Annotated in this window: 14 protein-coding genes and 1 pseudogene; 5 read left to right on the forward strand and 10 right to left on the reverse strand. The window is 68.5% G+C overall.

What is annotated here, in order from left to right:
• Window positions 1–440: 440 nt before the first annotated feature.
• Window positions 441–1,454 carry a glycosyltransferase family 2 protein gene (locus tag GSE44_RS22925; RefSeq protein ID WP_159351156.1) on the reverse strand — a complete coding sequence of 338 codons (1,014 nt, stop codon included), beginning with the start codon at window positions 1,452–1,454 and terminating at the stop codon, window positions 441–443.
• A 249-nt stretch (window positions 1,455–1,703) separates the two neighbouring features.
• On the opposite strand from GSE44_RS22925, the pseudogene GSE44_RS22930 reads away from it, so the two are divergent.
• From GSE44_RS22930 to GSE44_RS22940, 3 genes and pseudogenes are all read left to right on the forward strand, one after another.
• Window positions 1,704–1,931 (forward strand): annotated as a pseudogene (locus GSE44_RS22930) (transposase); the annotation flags it as partial.
• A gap of 147 nt (window positions 1,932–2,078) precedes the next feature.
• Window positions 2,079–4,208, forward strand: coding sequence for a DUF6311 domain-containing protein (locus tag GSE44_RS22935; RefSeq protein ID WP_159351158.1), 2,130 nt, complete (start codon window positions 2,079–2,081; stop codon window positions 4,206–4,208).
• Window positions 4,209–4,914: 706 nt separating this feature from the next.
• Window positions 4,915–5,136 carry a hypothetical protein gene (locus tag GSE44_RS22940; RefSeq protein WP_159351159.1) on the forward strand — a complete coding sequence of 74 codons (222 nt, stop codon included), beginning with the start codon at window positions 4,915–4,917 and terminating at the stop codon, window positions 5,134–5,136.
• A 10-nt stretch (window positions 5,137–5,146) separates the two neighbouring features.
• Here GSE44_RS22940 and GSE44_RS22945 read toward each other — a convergent pair whose 3' ends face one another.
• The 9 genes from GSE44_RS22945 to GSE44_RS22990 form a co-directional block, all read right to left on the reverse strand.
• Complete coding sequence (locus tag GSE44_RS22945) at window positions 5,147–5,560, reverse strand: GtrA family protein (protein ID WP_235925088.1); 414 nt, start codon at window positions 5,558–5,560, stop codon at window positions 5,147–5,149.
• A 199-nt stretch (window positions 5,561–5,759) separates the two neighbouring features.
• Window positions 5,760–5,885 carry a DUF2474 family protein gene (locus GSE44_RS22950; protein WP_159351161.1) on the reverse strand — a complete coding sequence of 42 codons (126 nt, stop codon included), beginning with the start codon at window positions 5,883–5,885 and terminating at the stop codon, window positions 5,760–5,762.
• On the reverse strand, window positions 5,866–6,915 hold the full coding sequence (gene cydB / locus GSE44_RS22955; protein WP_159351162.1) for a cytochrome d ubiquinol oxidase subunit II: 1,050 nt from the start codon (window positions 6,913–6,915) through the stop codon (window positions 5,866–5,868). Before cydB ends, GSE44_RS22950 begins: the two co-directional genes overlap by 20 nt.
• 11 nt (window positions 6,916–6,926) lie before the next feature.
• A complete protein-coding gene (locus GSE44_RS25935) occupies window positions 6,927–8,537 on the reverse strand; it encodes a cytochrome ubiquinol oxidase subunit I (RefSeq protein ID WP_235925089.1) in 1,611 nt (536 codons plus the stop codon).
• Window positions 8,538–8,648: 111 nt separating this feature from the next.
• Window positions 8,649–10,049, reverse strand: a complete 1,401-nt coding sequence (locus tag GSE44_RS22970; RefSeq protein ID WP_159351163.1) for an aminotransferase-like domain-containing protein — start codon at window positions 10,047–10,049, stop codon at window positions 8,649–8,651.
• Window positions 10,050–10,118: 69 nt separating this feature from the next.
• Window positions 10,119–10,523 (reverse strand): DUF983 domain-containing protein, encoded by a 405-nt coding sequence (locus tag GSE44_RS22975; protein WP_159351164.1) that lies wholly within the window; start codon window positions 10,521–10,523, stop codon window positions 10,119–10,121.
• Between the two features lie 153 nt (window positions 10,524–10,676).
• A complete protein-coding gene (locus tag GSE44_RS22980) occupies window positions 10,677–11,006 on the reverse strand; it encodes a hypothetical protein (RefSeq protein ID WP_235925090.1) in 330 nt (109 codons plus the stop codon).
• 251 nt (window positions 11,007–11,257) lie between these two features.
• Window positions 11,258–13,696, reverse strand: coding sequence for a mechanosensitive ion channel domain-containing protein (locus GSE44_RS22985; RefSeq protein ID WP_159351165.1), 2,439 nt, complete (start codon window positions 13,694–13,696; stop codon window positions 11,258–11,260).
• A gap of 62 nt (window positions 13,697–13,758) precedes the next feature.
• On the reverse strand, window positions 13,759–14,823 hold the full coding sequence (locus GSE44_RS22990) for an NAD(P)H-dependent flavin oxidoreductase (protein ID WP_159351166.1): 1,065 nt from the start codon (window positions 14,821–14,823) through the stop codon (window positions 13,759–13,761).
• 127 nt (window positions 14,824–14,950) lie between these two features.
• On the opposite strand from GSE44_RS22990, the gene GSE44_RS22995 reads away from it, so the two are divergent.
• Window positions 14,951–15,373 carry a hypothetical protein gene (locus GSE44_RS22995; protein WP_159351167.1) on the forward strand — a complete coding sequence of 141 codons (423 nt, stop codon included), beginning with the start codon at window positions 14,951–14,953 and terminating at the stop codon, window positions 15,371–15,373.
• A gap of 94 nt (window positions 15,374–15,467) precedes the next feature.
• Window positions 15,468–15,674 carry a twin transmembrane helix small protein gene (locus tag GSE44_RS23000; RefSeq protein ID WP_235925091.1) on the forward strand — a complete coding sequence of 69 codons (207 nt, stop codon included), beginning with the start codon at window positions 15,468–15,470 and terminating at the stop codon, window positions 15,672–15,674.
• Window positions 15,675–15,771 lie beyond the last annotated feature (97 nt).

A 15,771-nucleotide genomic window follows, 5' to 3' on the forward strand; every position in this document is an offset into this window, starting at 1 on the left:
ACCTGCTGACCCGCCTTGTCGATGGCTGGCCCAACAGCCGTATCGACGAACTCATGCCATGGCACTGGGCCGAAGCGAAACCAACCTGATCGTCAGCAAGCCTAACGGGTGTGAAAGCCTCGCTTACCCAGCGCCGAGCAGGCCAGCCAGAAGGGCGCCGAACTGCGAAGGCCAGCGGCAGTCAGTCTTAACCGAGCTCATTTCACCGCTCGCGCCGATTATGTGATGGCCGTGCCGGAGGGTCTGCTCCATTCCCCGCGCTCCCCTGTTCAGGCGCGAGGACGACGGACCTGCTGGCGAGGCTCTGGCTGTTCAGAGTGGTGGCATTGGCCAGACGAGCGCGCTCGGCAAAAGGAGCCCGAAGCCGAGCAGCATGCTGAAGGACAAGCTACCCAACAGAAGCGTCATGGCACTTACCAGCAAGCGCCGCATCACAACGCTCACTCCGGCGGCAACGCGTCACGCGCGGGAGCACCAGGCGCTGCCACCGGGGCGGAGCTGGCACTCGGCAGGTGCCGTTCAACGATGTAGAGCGGCCTTTGCTTCGCTTCATTGAAAATGCGGCCGAGGTATTCGCCGATGATACCAAGCGTCATGAGTTGCACGCCGCCGAGGAAGAGGATCACGACAAGCAGACTCGGATACCCCGGCACAGGATTCCCGAAGACGATAGTGCGGATGAACATAATGACGCCATAGACCAACGCCGCGAAGGCCGAGGCGAAGCCCAGATAGGTCGCCATCAGCAATGGTGCGACGGTGAAGCTCGTGATTCCCTCAAGGGAAAGATTCCACAGCTTCCACCAATTCCACTTGGTGCTGCCCGCCGCCCGTGGCGCGCGGTCATACATCACCGCCTTGGCAGGAAAGCCGACCCAGGCGAAGAGTCCCTTCATGAAGCGATGCCGCTCGCGTAGCGTCAGCAGGGCGTCCAGTGCGCGCCGGCTCAACAGCCGGAAATCGCCCGTGTCACGTGGCAGGTTCACCGGCCCGCCGAGCTTGCCCATCACCCGGTAGAAAGCGCTGGCCGTCGCTCGCTTGATCCAGCTCTCGCCCTCACGCGTGCGGCGTTGGGCGTAGACGATGTCGAACCCCTCCCGCCAACCCGCCACCAGTTCCGGAATAACTTCCGGCGGGTCCTGCAGATCGATGTCGGTTGCGATGACGGCTTGGCCACGCGCATGGTCCAGCCCCGCCGTGAGCGCGATCTCCTTCCCGAAGTTGCGAGAGAGAGAGAGGATAGCAATGCGGGGATCCCGCTCCTGCAGCCGCGTAAGGCAAGCCAAGCTGGCATCCGAGGATCCGTCATTGACATAAACGACTTCCCAGCTTTCCCCCAACCCATCCATCACCGGCACAAGGCGCTGATGGAACAGATCGATTACCACCTCCTCATTGAAGAGGGGCACGACGACGGAGAAGGTAGGGGAGCCATTGGGCGGGGTGGGAGACACGAGGGTCCAGAGTCCAGGGAAAGCTGCGCCTTAGCAAGATGGTTTTGTTTTAGCTAGCTGAGTACAGGAAAGCCTCTTGATACCGTTGCGGCCGCGCGGATGAACCATTGCCGCGATTTCGCTGGCTGAAAGACCTTTGACCGAGGCCGAAGCAACCGGATGAAGACAAGGTGCGGGTGGAAGCGCTGGCCTGCCGCGGGCGAAGATGATCCTGCTCGCGGCCGAGCAGGGGTGGTGGCACACGAGATCCCGGCTGAGTCCGCAAGCGAGCGGCGGCACATCCAGCCCGTCATCCCCAGCAAGAGCAACCAGCGCCTTCAGTCCCACGCCGACTGCGTGGCTTATCGGCGGCGCAATCACGTCGAGCGCCTGATCAACCGCCTCAAGCAGTTCCGCCGCATCGTCACCCGCTACGAAAAGCGCGCTGCCAACTACTTTGCCATGGTCCACATCGCCATGCTGTTACTGTGGTTATAGCGTTTGCGAAGACGCCCTCGACCCTTGCGGCTGCGCCGCCTGTCCGGTCGAATTGGGCGCACTCCACCTCACCCTGGCCACCGTCGTTGGACCAGGGGTATATGCGCAACAAATGCCGGCAGGACGGCAGCCATCTCAAGGGTTTCGATGACCAACTTGCCGTACTGCCGCCGTGCCGTCGGGCCGCTCGCCTATGGAATTGCCGCCACTGCCGGCCTGGCTCTCGTCCTCTGGTTTTTCCCGCTCGCCTTCCTCTTCCCTGACGGACAGGCAGCCCTTTCGGGGGATGTGGCGCAGCACGCGGCAGGCCAGCGCTACTTCATCCATGAGCCCTGGAATTGGCCGCCCCTTTGGATCCACAACGTCATACCGCCTGGGGTGCCGCTGGGCTTCATGGACGCTATTCCGTTGCTGGCGGTGCCGCTGAAGTTGGCGCGCTCCTTGCTCCCGCCGGGCTTCCACGGGATCGGTCTGTGGTACGGAATCGCCTGGTGCCTGCAGTCCGTCGCCGCCGTCTACTGCATCCGCTCGGCCGGAGAGCGACGCCTTCTGCCCTGCCTGGCATTCGCGGCCATTGCCGTCAGCATGCCGGTATGGTGGGCGCGCTACGGCCATGCGGCGCTGACCGGCCATTTCATCCTGCTGCTCGCCCTTGGGCTCTACTTCCGGCTCCTGGCACCCCGCCCAATTGGCGCTTGGGTTGCAGCTGGCCTCCTCGTCCTCGCCGCCTTCCTGGTCCACCCCTACCTAGCCGTCATGACGATGGCGCTTGTCTTCGCGGCGCCGGTCACCCTGGCCTTCCGCGCATGGGCTGAGAGTCGGGCGCAGGCATCCGGGCGCACAGAGGCGGACACCTGGAGCATCTGGCGGCCCACCTTGCGCTCCGCCCTCTGGGCCGCGGTCGTGCTCGCCGCGACTTTCCTGCTCCTCAGGCTGCTCGGCTATACCAAGTCTCACAACCCGGGCGGCTACGGCACCTACGCTCTCAATCTCCTGTCGCCCATCTGGCCGTTCTGGTCGGGCCTGCTCCCAGATCCGCCGAGCTTTGCCGAGGTTCCTGGCCAAACTGTTGGCTGGGAAGGCTACAACTGGCTCGGTCTGGGCGTACTCCTGGCCCTTGTCCTGGGCATTGCTGCGCATCCGCGGACAGTGCCGCGGACCATCAGACGCCATCTGGGCCTCGTCCTCGCCCTCCTGGCGCTGACCGCCATCGCCGTATCAACACGCATTAGCTTCGGTGGCCTTGTCCTCATCGATCTCGGCAGCCCGCCGGGCGTGATACAGCAGTTCCGCGCCAGCGGACGGATGTTCTGGCCCGTGGCCTATACGCTCGCGCTGGCCGGAATCCTCATGATCGCGCGGCTCAGGCCAGCAGCCCTCTGCGCCGCCGCGCTGATCACGCTTCCCGCCCTCCAGTGGCTCGATTCCGCTCCGGTCCGTGACCGTCTGGCGCAGGATGTGCGCGTCCGGCAGCCCATCTCGCCGGAAGCAGGTGCGCTTCGTGACATCCTGCCCACCCTAAGCGCCGTCACCATCCTGCCATCCTGGTATTGCTGGACACCCGAAGCGACGCGGATCGCGGATCCCATCCTGCTGCAGATGCTTGGCCTCGCCTCCGAACGCGCCCTGCCAATCAATACCGCCTATCTTGCGCGGCAGCCCCGAGCGATTCCCTGTAGTGACGATATCCCGGTGGCGAAGTCGCCTCTCCGCCCAGGCGAGGTCCGGGTCTTCCTGACGCCCGGCGAAGGCGAGTGGACGCAGTTCCGGCCGGAGGGCCCCCAGGAGTGCCGGAAGGTGGCGCACGTCCTCTTCTGTCGCCTTCCGGGCGAGCCCTTGCCCAAGGAACGGAGCCCGTCATTAGTAGAAGGATTGGACTTCCGCGCCACCGGCAACGCTTTCTCGGAGATGGTGGAAGGCTGGCGCACGCCGGGCGATGGCTGGACTTGGTCGGGCGGGCAGGATGCGACGCTGCTGCTCCCGCGCGGCGCGGAGGCCACCGGCCCGCTCCGGCTGACCTTTGAGGCGATCGGCTTCGCCCCGCCTGGCCAGACTGTTCAGAACGTCACTGTCCGGGTGCAGGGCGTCGAGGTCGCAAAATGGGCTCTGCCGCACATGGCCTTCATGACTCCTACGTTGGAAGTGTCGGCCGGGCGTGAGCCACTGCGGATCGACTTCCACTTCGAGCGCCCCGCCTCGCCGGCCGAGATCGGCATGAGCGCGGATCCGCGGCTTCTCGCCATGGGCCTGCGGACCCTGCGGACGGAGCGGCGCTGAGAAGGCGGTTCTGTCTGACGATGCACGCGATGTGGCGGTCAGGCGAGCCCTTCCGCTGGACGAAGCAGGCTGAGGCCGCCTGAGCGGCGGCCCGGCTGCCCTGCCACGCTGTGGCAGGTCCTGCGAGGGACGGGTTGGCCTGAGGGCGCAGATAGGTTTGGTCCCAGCTCGGTGAGAGACCGCCGATGAGATCGCTCCGGGCCACCTGACCGACCCCATCCTGTGCCGGCGCGTCATGCAACGGACCAGCGCGTACAAAAATAAACGAACTTGAGCAGGATCACCGGGGCGAGAAAGAGCGCATACGATGTTTGCGCGAATTCAAGAGCTTCGACTCTGCCGAGCGGTTCTGTCGAAGCTATGACGAACTCCGCGATTTCCTCCGCCCCTGCGCCCGTCACAACCAGCCCGTCCTCGCCAAACGCCGTCGCCTACGGCATCTCCGTCGTACCATTGCTGTTCTCGCCATTCTCCAGCCAGCGTAGACGGAGTTCGTAATCCAACTCGTGCCACCAGGTTTGGCGTGAGTGCTGACAGAACCTCAAAGACTGCGCTCGCATTGCCCTCCGGCGCGACAAGACCCGTCGCAGCTGGATGGGCTTCGCCTATTTCGCCGCCACGATGATCAACCTACGCATCGCAGAGTCCAGCCACAGACCCTAACGGCTTTCGCGGCTACGCCAGCGCCTTCCTGAGCGATCCGCGCGTGAATCCGTTCCGAGAGGTCTTCAGCGACTATGCCTTACTCTTCTACCTCACCATACGGGCGGGGCAGCTCGGCGACCGCACGGCGGAGTTTCCAGTGAGCTGGCGCTATCCGGCCAAGGGCAAGACGCCGACCAAAATCTTCGGCCTCAGCGGCCGCTTCGCCATGATCCGGGAGCTGCTGGACCTGGTACGCGGCGCCTGCAATCCGCCGCGCGGCTGACCCAGCCGGCTCAGCCGCGCCCCGGCGCGCTGGGGGCCTGGCCCGTTCGGAAGACATAGCGGCGAGACAGGACGAAATTGCCGCCCATACCCGCCAGGGACCCGGCGGCGACTCCGAGGATTGGATGCGCCGCCACGAAGGGCACCTGTCCGACGAGCAAGGCATAGGTGCCGTAGTTCACAGCGAAGCCGACGAGATTGACCGTCAGGAACAGGGCCCATTGCCGACCGAGCGCCCCCTGCTGGTGGGCGCTCCGGAAGGTCCAGGTCCGGTTTAGCGCCCAGGTCGCCGTTGCAGCAGCGATATAGGAGGCAACGCGGCCCGCATAGAGCCCGGCCCCGAAAGCCAGGGCACCGTAGAGCACCGCTGTATCGACGATGAAGCCGGCTGTGCCGACCACCCCGAAACGCAGGAACTCGGTCACCACCCTCTGGCGACCCGGCGGCAGTAATCGGTCTCGTGTATGGGCAAGAACCATGGCGGGCCGCTTCGAGCATCCTCCGGTCACGATGTTCACTTTGAAGGCTCTACCCTTTCATAGGCAGGGCGGCTGCATGCTTCGGGCGGTTCCGCCGTGCGGCGGCCGCTCTACCGGACAGAGAGCAGGGCGTCAGGGCGTGCCCTCAGAGGTCCTTCAGCACCGCCCGCAGCACCATGGCGATGACCCCCAGCACAAGGATGCTCGCCGCCCACAATCCCACGAACCACAGCAGCCGCCGGCCCCACATCTCAGTGGTAGCCGGTCTCATGCGTCACCTTGCCGCGGAAGATCCAGTACACGTAGCCCGTATAGGCAAGGATGATCGGGATCAGCACCGCCGCCCCCACTAGAAGGAATCCCTGGGAGGCCGGCGGCGCCGCCGCCTCCCAGATGTTGAAGGCCGGCGGCACGATCATCGGCCACATCGATACGCCGAGCCCGACATAGGAGAGCGCAAAAAGTCCCAGCGCCAGCAGGAAGGGCCGCGCATCCGCCATCCCGCCCCGCCCGGTATCCTCCGCCAGCGCATGGAAGAAGCGCCAGATGATGAAGACCACCAGCACCGGCACCGGCGCGGCATAGAGGAGGTTCGGAAAACTCAGCCAGCGCTCCGCGAAGGCCGGTTGCAGGAAGGGCATGATGGCCGAGACCAGCAGGATCCCCCCCACCGTCGCCAGGGCGAAAGGCCAGGCCAGGGAGACGGCGCGGCGATGCAACGGCCCTTCCGTCTTCCACAGCAGCCAGCAGGCGCCCAGCAACCCATAGCCAATGATCAGCGCCCCCCCCGTCAGCACCGAGAAGGGCGAGAGCCAGTCCCACCACCCGCCTGCATAGGCGCGCCCCTCCACCGCGATCCCCTGCACGAAGGCCCCGAGCGCGATGCCCTGCATGAAGGCGGCGAACATGGACCCCCAGGAGAAGGCCCGGTCCCACCACACCTGCTGCGCCTGGCTGTCGGCGCGGAAGCGCATCTCGAAGGCAACGCCCCGGAACACCAGCGCCAGCAGCATGAAGATCAGGGGGATATAGAGCGCCGGCAGCACCACCGAATAGGCCAGCGGGAACACGGCCAGCAGCCCGCCGCCGCCCAGCACCAGCCAGGTCTCATTCCCGTCCCAGACGGGCGCCACGGAATTCACCGCCACGTCCCGCTCCGCCTTTTCCCGCATGAAGGGGAACAGGATGCCGATGCCCAGGTCGAACCCGTCCATGCAGACATAGAAGAACACGGCCAGCGCGATCAGCACCGCCCAGATCAGTGGCAACCAGAAGGCCCAGCCGGTGAGATCGCCCCCCATTCCCATCGCCCCTACTCCGCCGGTTGCGGGCTGGGCGAGGCCCCGTCCTGCGGCCCCGGATCGGCCCCCGCCGCCACCGAAGGCGCCGGAGTGATCCCCGCGCTGCGGATCGGCTGCCCATGCGGCGGCACCCCTTCGCGCGGCCGCGGCGTCTGCGCGAACAGCTTGAACAGGTACCAGATGCCCGCCCCGAACACGAGGAAGTAGACCACCACGAACGCCGCCAGGGAGGTCGCCACGGCCGGCAGCGCGACAGGCGAAACGCTGTCCGCGGTGCGCAGATGCCCATAGACGGTGAAGGGCTGCCGCCCTGCCTCCGTCACGATCCAGCCCGCCGTCACGGCGAACAGCCCGGCCGGCCCCATGGCGATGGCGGCCCGCAGCAGCCAGGGCGTGTCATAGAGCCGCCCGCGCAGCCGCATCACCCCGCTCGCCAGCCCCAGCGTCACCATCAGCAGCCCCAGCCCCACCATCACCCGGAAGGCCCAGAAGACCAGCGGGATGTTCGTCGGCCACTGGTCGCGCGGAATGTCATTCAGCCCGCGCACCTCGCCATCCCAGGAATGCGTCAGATACAGGCTGGCCAGGTTGGGGATCGCGATCTGCATCCGCGTCTCTCCCGCCTCGGCGTCCGGCAGGCCAAACAGGATCGAGGGCGCCCCGCGCTCGGTCGGGAAATGCCCCTCCATCGCGGCCACCTTGGCGGGCTGGTGCTCGAAGGTGTTGGTGCCGTGCAGGTCTCCCAGCACCACCTGGATGGGCGCCACGATCAGCAGCATCCACATCGCCATGGAGAACATGACCTTGGCGCGCGGGTTCAGCGCATACTCGCTCGCCTCGGTGCCCCGCGCGGCGCCCGCGCTGGCCGTCGCGGGGCGTGGACTGCCGCCCTCATCCACCAGTGCCCGGCCGGGATCGTGGAAGCGGGCCGCGGCCGCGCTGTCCATCCCCGCATCCCGCACCGGCTCCTCGCCCCGCCGCTCCCGCAGCAGGTGCCAGGCCCCCACCGCCCCCACAATCAGCGCCGTGGTGAGATAGGCGCCGGTGACGGTATGGGCGAGCCGATAGGGGAAGGAGGGGTTGAAGATGATCGCCCACCAGTCCTCGGGCACGAAGCGCCCATCCGGCAGCAGGGTGAAACCCGCCGGCGTGTGCATCCAGGAATTGGCCGAAATAATCCAGAAGGCCGAGAAGAAGGTGCCGATGGCGACCAGCGAGGTCGCCAGCATGTGCAGCCTCTTCCCCACCCGGTCCAGCCCGAACAGCATGACACCGAGGAAGCCCGCCTCCAGGAAGAAGGCCGTCAGCACCTCGTATCCCATCAGCGGCCCGATGATCGGCCCGGCCTTGTCCGATAGCACGGACCAGTTGGTGCCGAACTGGTAGGACATGACGATGCCGGACACCACGCCCATGGCGAAGGCCACGGCGAAGATTTTCAGCCAGTAGCGGAAGGTGTCGAGGAAGACAGCGCGCCCGGTCCAGAGCCACAGCGCCTCGAGCACCGCGAGATAGCTCGCAAGCCCGATCGTGAAGGCCGGAAACAGGAAGTGCCACACAACGGTGAAAGCAAACTGGAACCGCGCCAGGTCGAGGGCGCTCGGAAGAAGGGCGTCGATCATATCCGGCCTTTGGGATCCCCTGGATGGAAGATGATGTCGCCTTCGGCATGCGCCAACAGCACAGCCAGCCGAGCACGACCTGTTGACCGTTCGCGCTGAAACCTTTCGCGCTCAGACCACATCGGCATAGGCCGGCGCATCCCGCCGCAGCGCGGCCGCCACGATCCCGAGCGAATGCCGCAGCGTCTCCTGCTCCGTCGCGGCCCCGAGCGCGATGCGCACGCGCGGCGGCGCTTCCCCCTCCACCGCAAAGGCATCGCCCGGCACCACAGCCAGTCCCTGCCGCCGCAGATGCGCGGCGAATTCGGCGCCCGGCCAGCGCGGCGGCAGGCGCAGCCACAGATGCAGTCCTTGCGGATGCGCCTCCGCCGCCTCACCCAGCAGAACGCGCGCGATCTTCTGGCGTGCCGTCATTTCCCGCCGCACGCCGCGCAGCAGCTCCAGCGCCTGCCCGCCCGCGATCCATTGCTGCACCAGCCCCGTCAGCAATCCCGGCGCCATCATCACGGTGGCGCGCAGTGCCGCGGCCAGGCGCTCGGCCCGCGCCGCATCCGGCGCCGCCACGAAGGCCGTGCGCAGCCCGGGTGACAGCACCTTGGAAACGGTCGCCACATGGAACACGCGGCGCGCATCCAGCCGCGCAAGGGCCGGCAGCGGCTGCTCCGGCAGCAATCCGTAGGGATCGTCCTCCAGCACCGGCAGATCATGGCGCCGCGCCACCGCCAGCACGGCTTCCCGCCGCGCCAACGGCATGGTCGCGGTGGTCGGGTTCTGGATGGAGGGCGTGCAGCAGATCAGCTTCGGCGCATGGGCATGGCAGGCGCGGTCCAGCTCCTCCGGCAGCATCCCCTCCGCATCCATCGCAACACCCACCACCGCCAATCCAAGCTGCGCCGCCATGGCGCGCAGCCCCGGATAGGCGAAGCGCTCCGCCAGGATGACATCCCCCGGCCGCAGCAGCGTCGAGGCCACGGCCACCAGCGCCGCCTGCGCCCCCGGCGCCACCAGCAATTCCTCCGGCGGCCGCGTGCCGAGCACCGGGCGAAGCCAGGCGGCCCCGGCCGCGCGCTCCGCCGGCGTGCCAGCCGTGCTGCGATAGGACATCAGCCCGCCCACCTCCTGCCGCCGCAGCAGGCTAGCGAAGCCCTCCTGCATCAGGGCGCGCAGCGAAGGCGCCTCCAGCGGCGGCGGCAGGTTCATCGTCATGTCGACCAGCGCTCGCCCGCTCTCCCGCCACAGCCGCCCGGAGGCACCAGACCGGACGAAGCTGCCCCGCCCCACCCGCGCATCAATCAGCCCCCGGTGCCGCGCCTCGTTGAAGGCGCGGGTGACGGTGGTGAGATCCACCTTGAGCGTCGCGGCCAATTCCCGCTGCGGCGGCAGCCGGTCCCCATCCTGCAGGTCCCCGGCCTCCACGGCACGCTCCAGCGCCTCGACGATCCCGCGGTACAGGGAGCCGGCATGGCCCGCCATGTGGCGGCGCAGGATGAGCGAGGCGGCATTCTTCGTCATGAGGTCACCCGCTCCGGCGATCGGCGCCAGACTGACTCCCCACATGGCCCCGTACAATCAGCTGGATTGTCAGGCCTTGGCGGCAGAGGAGCGCATCACCGGCCGCCCCTCCTCCGCCTTGTGGATGAATTGGGAGCAGACCAGCCATCCCTTGAAAGGCCGCAGCAGCGCCAGCGAGCCAAGGACGAGGAACGGCAGGGTGGTGACCAGATGCACCCAGAAGGCCGGCTCAAAACGCAACTCCAGCCATCCTGCGAAGATCACCACGGGAATGGCGATGACCGACATCACGAAGAAGGCCGGCCCATCCGCCGGATCAGCATAGCTGAAATCCAGCCCGCAGACCTCGCAGGCCGGCCGCAGCCGCAGGAAGCCCGAGAAGAGATGCCCCTGGCCGCATTGCGGGCAGAGCCCACGTACGCCGAGGTGGAAGGGGCTCGCCCCCTGCGCGAGCCGTGTCGGATGCTGTTCCATGGGCCACTCCGGGATCGCCGGGCGCTGGCCGGAAGGGTCCGGCCGCTCGGCACGCCCGATATGTCGGCTCAGACAGTGAAGGGCTCAAGCAAAGCGTATGCGGACAATACCCGGATATTGCCCGGTTTTCGGCCCTTGGCCGGAGCCAGCGGCTTAGGCGGCCAGCCCGGCCACCCGCCCGTGCTCGACCTCAAGCCGCATCACGCCGACGACGGAGCGCAGGTTCCCCGCCACCAGATGCACCATGCCCTCCGGCAGGGTCACGGCAAGCTCCACCCGCATCGCCGCACCCTCGCGCGCGGCCCGCATCCGGTCAGGCACCAGGTCGCGCTTGGCCAAGGGCTGGAGCAGGCGCGGCAACAGCCCGGGCGAAGGCTCGGCGCGCAGCAGGTACCGGACGGAGAGGACGCGTTCGCCCTCCTCCTCGGTTGCGAGGACAGGAACGGGCGCCTCAAGAAGGGCACCGGGAACAGCATCGAACATGGGACTATGTCTCTTCCGAAGGGAGGGCGGGGGCGGAGGCCCGGCCGCCCGCCCGCACGCCACGGGCCAAGGCCCGCGCGCCGGTCAGGCGACCGGGCGGATAATTCGGCGCATTCGGCGCCCGCGCGTGCTCGGGAGAGAAGACATGCCGGTCAGACTATGCGGCTGCCGCCGGAACGCAAGCCTTTCCTGTCCAGGCTGCCATGCGCCGTGCGCAAGGATCGCCGGCACGGGAAGCGGGGCCGGCGGCCTCACGCCGCCGCCTGCTGCGCCTCGCCGCCACCCTCCTCCTCCAGCGTCTTCCGCCAGGGCGAGTTGATCTTGATGCCCTCCGCCTCGAAGCGCGCCTGGATGCGGCGGTACAACTCCCGCGTCACCGGCCAGCGCTGGGACGGGTCGGTCTTCATCCGCGCCCGCACCACCACGCCGGTCTCCAGCAGCTTGTCCACGCCCATCACGTCGATCTCGTCGCGCGTCGCCGAGGCCCAACGCGGCTCCTGCCGCATCTCGGCCGAGATCTCGCGCAGCACCTCCGTCACCCGGTCCGTGTCCTCGCCATAGGGGAGCGAGACGTCCACCACCGCGAAGGCAAAGTCGCGCGTCATGTTCGTCACCGAGGTCACGGCGCTGAACGGCACGATATGCACCGAGCCATCCAGCGCACGCAGCCGGATCGAGCGGATGGAAAGCTGCTCCACCACCCCCGTCATCGGCGGCGCGCCCAGCGTCACCGTGTCGCCCACCGCCACCGCATCCTCCAGCAGCAGGAACATGCCGGTGATGACGTCCTTGACCAGCGTCTGCGAGCCGAAACCGATGGCGACACCGACGACACCGGCACCGGCGATCAGCGGCGCGACATTCACCCCGATCTCGCTCAGCACGTTCAGCGCGACGAAGATCAGGATGATGATCAGCAGCGCGGTGCGCAGCATCGGCAGCAGCGTGCGGATGCGCGCCGAGCGCGCTGCCTGGGTATCGCGCGAGAGCTTCACCAGCCGCCGCTGGATGGCCGCGTTCGACACTTCCCACACCGTCACCGCCGCCAGCGCCGTCAGCCCGATGGAGACGAGGCTGCCCACCACCCGCGCGCCCAGCTGCCCGCGGCCGAACCAGGCAAAAGCCTTGATCCCCCAGGTCTCGAGCAGGAACAGCACCGCGACGATCGTCACAAGGGTCGAGACAATACCCTTCAACACCGGCAGGTAGCGGTTGGCCCGCAGTTCCAGCCCCGGATAGCGCTTCGCCAGGTCCGGGCTGATGCGGAAGCCGCGCTCCAGCAGCCGACGCAGCCCGTAATCCATCAGCTTGGCCACGGCCAGCACCGCGAGCGTCAACCCGCTGGCGCGCAGCAGCCGCTCGAAGCCGTCCTGCACCTGCAGCGACCACACGCCCCAGAGCGCGAGCAGGTACAGGATGGCCAGCACATGCCAGATCTCGGCAAGGCGGTCCCGCAGCGCGCGGAACATCCGCCGCGAACGGTCCGGATGGTCGCCCGGATTCAGCTCCGGCGCGCGCAGCCGTTCCGCCACCAGGTGGCGGTTCTGCATGACGACGATAATGAGGAAGAGCGAGGCGACCAGCAGCGCCAGCCGCGTGACGCCGTCATACACCGCCCAGGGGATGCCGAAGAGCAGCCCGGCCTCGGCCACCGCCCAGCCCACCACCAGCACCGCGACGATCCGCCGCAGCCACACGGTGATATAGGCCGCCGTCTCGTCATGCAGCGGTACCAGCCGCAGATGCGCCGAATTCGGCGAGAAGAGCATGCGGGACGTCAGCATCACCGCGCGGATGGCGATATAGGCGTTGTTCGCCAGCAGCAGCACCAGCTCCGTCGTCGGCAGCGGCTGCACCGCCCGGACCATGCCGTAGGAGATGACGGCGAAGGCGCCGATCGGCAGCAGGTCCAGCACCAACCGCGCCAGCACATAAGGAATCCGGCGGAACCAGGTCCAGACATTGGCCCGCTCCGGCGCATGCGCGTCCAGCCTGTCACGCCAGCGCGCCAGCGCCCGCCACACCAGCCATTCCGCCAGCAACCCCAGCCCGAACAGCAGCGCCAGCTTCCAGGAGGCGTCGAGCACCCGCGCCTGCGTCACCGGATCGCGCGCGACGCCGGAGGCCCAGGAGACGATGTTGGGCAGGTCGGTTACCGCCTGCACACCGGCCACGATCTGGTCCGACAGTGCCGCCAGCCGCTGCGATGCCCCCATCATCAGCTGCGCCCCAAGGGTGTTGGGCGCCAGAAGCCCAGCTTCGGCCGGCGCTTCGGCCGCGGGTGCCGGAGTGGCAGGAGCGGGGGTGGCAGGAGCGGGGGTGGCAGGAGCGGGAGTAGCAGGAGCGGGAGTAGCAGGAGCGGGGGCACCAGGAGCGGTAGCGGGAGCCACCGGCGCAGCCGGGGCCGCCCCACTGCCGGGCGGGGCGGCTGCCGGGGCGGCTGGCGCCCCAGCCGGCGCGGCGCGCGACGCGGCCGAAAGCCCTTCCAGGTTCCGGATCAGCTCCTGCCGCCGCGCATCGTCGCGCAGCACCCCCAGCAGCCGTTCCGCCTCCCCTGAGGGCAGGGCGACCGCCGCCGGTGCCGCCCCATTGGCCCGCGGCGCTGCAGGCGCCTGGGCGAGGGCGGGCACCGTTGCCAAGGCGGGCAGCAGGACGGCCAGCAAGGCTGGCAGGAGCTTGATCAGGCGCATAGGGCGGGTTTGGACCCCAGCGCATCCTCCAAGGTCAAGTTCCGCGCTCCGTTAGCGTTCCGTCAGCGCGCCCCTTGAACCCCGGCGAGGCGCCGCGTCAGCTCGCCCGCCGGCATCTCCCGCGCCAGCCCGGCCGCCTGGCCGGACCAGAGGCTGGTGAAGTCGTCCCGCCCCTCCGCCTCGGCCTTCGCCCGCAGCGGCGCCAGCGCCCCGCCTGCGGTTGGAAAGGGGGGCGCATCCGGGGAAAGCGGCCCCACCTCGCGCATCACCCGGTTCAGGATCCCCCGTGCCGGCCGCCCGGTGAAGAGATTGGTCAGCGCCGTGCCATCCGCCGGCGCCGCGCGCAGCGCTGCCCGGTGCACCGCCGGGATGCGCGCCTCGGTTGTGAACAGATAGGCCGTGCCCACCTGCACGGCCGCCGCCCCCAGCGCCAGCGCGGCCAGCACCCCGCGATGATCCGCGATCCCACCCGCCGCGATCACCGGCACCCGCACCGCATCCACCACCTGCGGCACCAGCGCCATGGTCCCGATCTGCGTCGCCATGTCCTGGGTCAGGAAATTACCCCGGTGCCCCCCGGCCTCAAAGCCCTGGGCGATCACCGCATCCACCCCGTGCTCCTCCAGCCAGACCGCCTCGGCGACCGTGGTGGCGGAGGCGATCACCTTGCAGCCCGCCGCCCGCACCCGCGCCAGCAGCCCCGCCTCGGGCAGGCCGAAATGGAAGCTCGCCACCACCGGCCGCACCTCCGCCACCACCGCGCAGAAATCCGCATCGAAGGGCGCGCGGCCCCCCGGCGGCACCGGCACCGCCGGATCGAGCCCCGCTTCGCGGTAATAGGAGGCGAGCCGCGTCCGCCAGGCCGCCTGCCGCGCCGGATCCTCCGGCGGCATGACATGGGCGAAGAAGTTGAGGTTGATTGGGCGCGAGGTTCCCGCCCGGACCACCGCCGCCGCCTCGCGGAACTGCGCCGGCGTGAATTGCGCGGCCGGCAGGGAGCCGAGCCCGCCCGCCTCGCTCGCCGCGATCACCATCTCCGGGGTCGTCGACCCCGCCATCGGTGCCTGGATAATCGGCAACTCGATGCCGAAGAGATCCAGGATCCGCCGGTCCTGCCAAGCCACCATGCCGCCATCCTCCGGTCGGGGCCTGCCATCGACTTTCCCGGCCGCCCCGGCATCAATCTGAGCCCTGGGCCGTTCCCCCTGCAACGCCGCCCCGGAAATGCCACCCCAAAGCGGCCATGGAGCGCCGATGGACCCCGAACACGACCCCCCGCCCATGGTCGAGCTGATCGAATCCCGGCTGGACCGCCTCGGCCTGTCCCCCGAGGAGGCCTTCCGCCAGGCCGGCCTGCCGCCGGACCTCCTGCTCCGCCTGCGCGACGGCACCGCCCCCGTTCCGCGCGGTGCCCGCCTCGTCCGGCTGGCCGAGGCGCTGGGCACTTCCGTCTCTTGGCTCGTGGGCCTGGACCCCGATGTCGCCCCGCCCACCGAACTGCTGGAGGAGGAGCAGGGCAGTCTCGGCCTGCTGGCGGGCGACGAGGAAGCCCTGCTGCACGCCTACCGCAGCCTGGATTTCCCCACCAAGGCCGCGCTTCTCACGGTGGTCCGCAGGATGGCCGGTCCGGAGCCGGTGCCAGAGGTCCAGGCGAAGGGTAAACGCCGCTCCGGCTGAACCGCCCGTGCAAAAACGTCCCGCGAAAGCCCCGCGCGAAAACGATGCCAGACCTTTGTGACGGAACCGTTGCGCCGGGCGCCGCAATCCCCAGATGTCAGCCATCATGATCACCCTCCTCACCATCCTCGTCGGCCTCGGGATGCTCGCCACCCTCGCCACCCTCTTCATGGGCATGCTGGGCATGGCGCGCGGCAGCGAGGATCTGCGCCGATCGAACACGCTCATGCGCTGGCGCGTGACGATCCAGGGCGTCACCCTCGTCCTCTTCGCCCTGCTGCTCTTCCTGATGCGCGGCTGAAACGCGGGCCTGCCCGGCGGCTTGCCGCGCCTGGGGGCGGGCCCTATAGACCCCGCTGATTCCGCGGATGCGAAGCCCGGCCAGGGCCCAGCGCGCC

Source organism: Muricoccus harenae, from assembly GCF_009848505.1.
GTDB classification, from domain to species: Bacteria; Pseudomonadota; Alphaproteobacteria; order Acetobacterales; family Acetobacteraceae; genus Roseomonas; species Roseomonas harenae.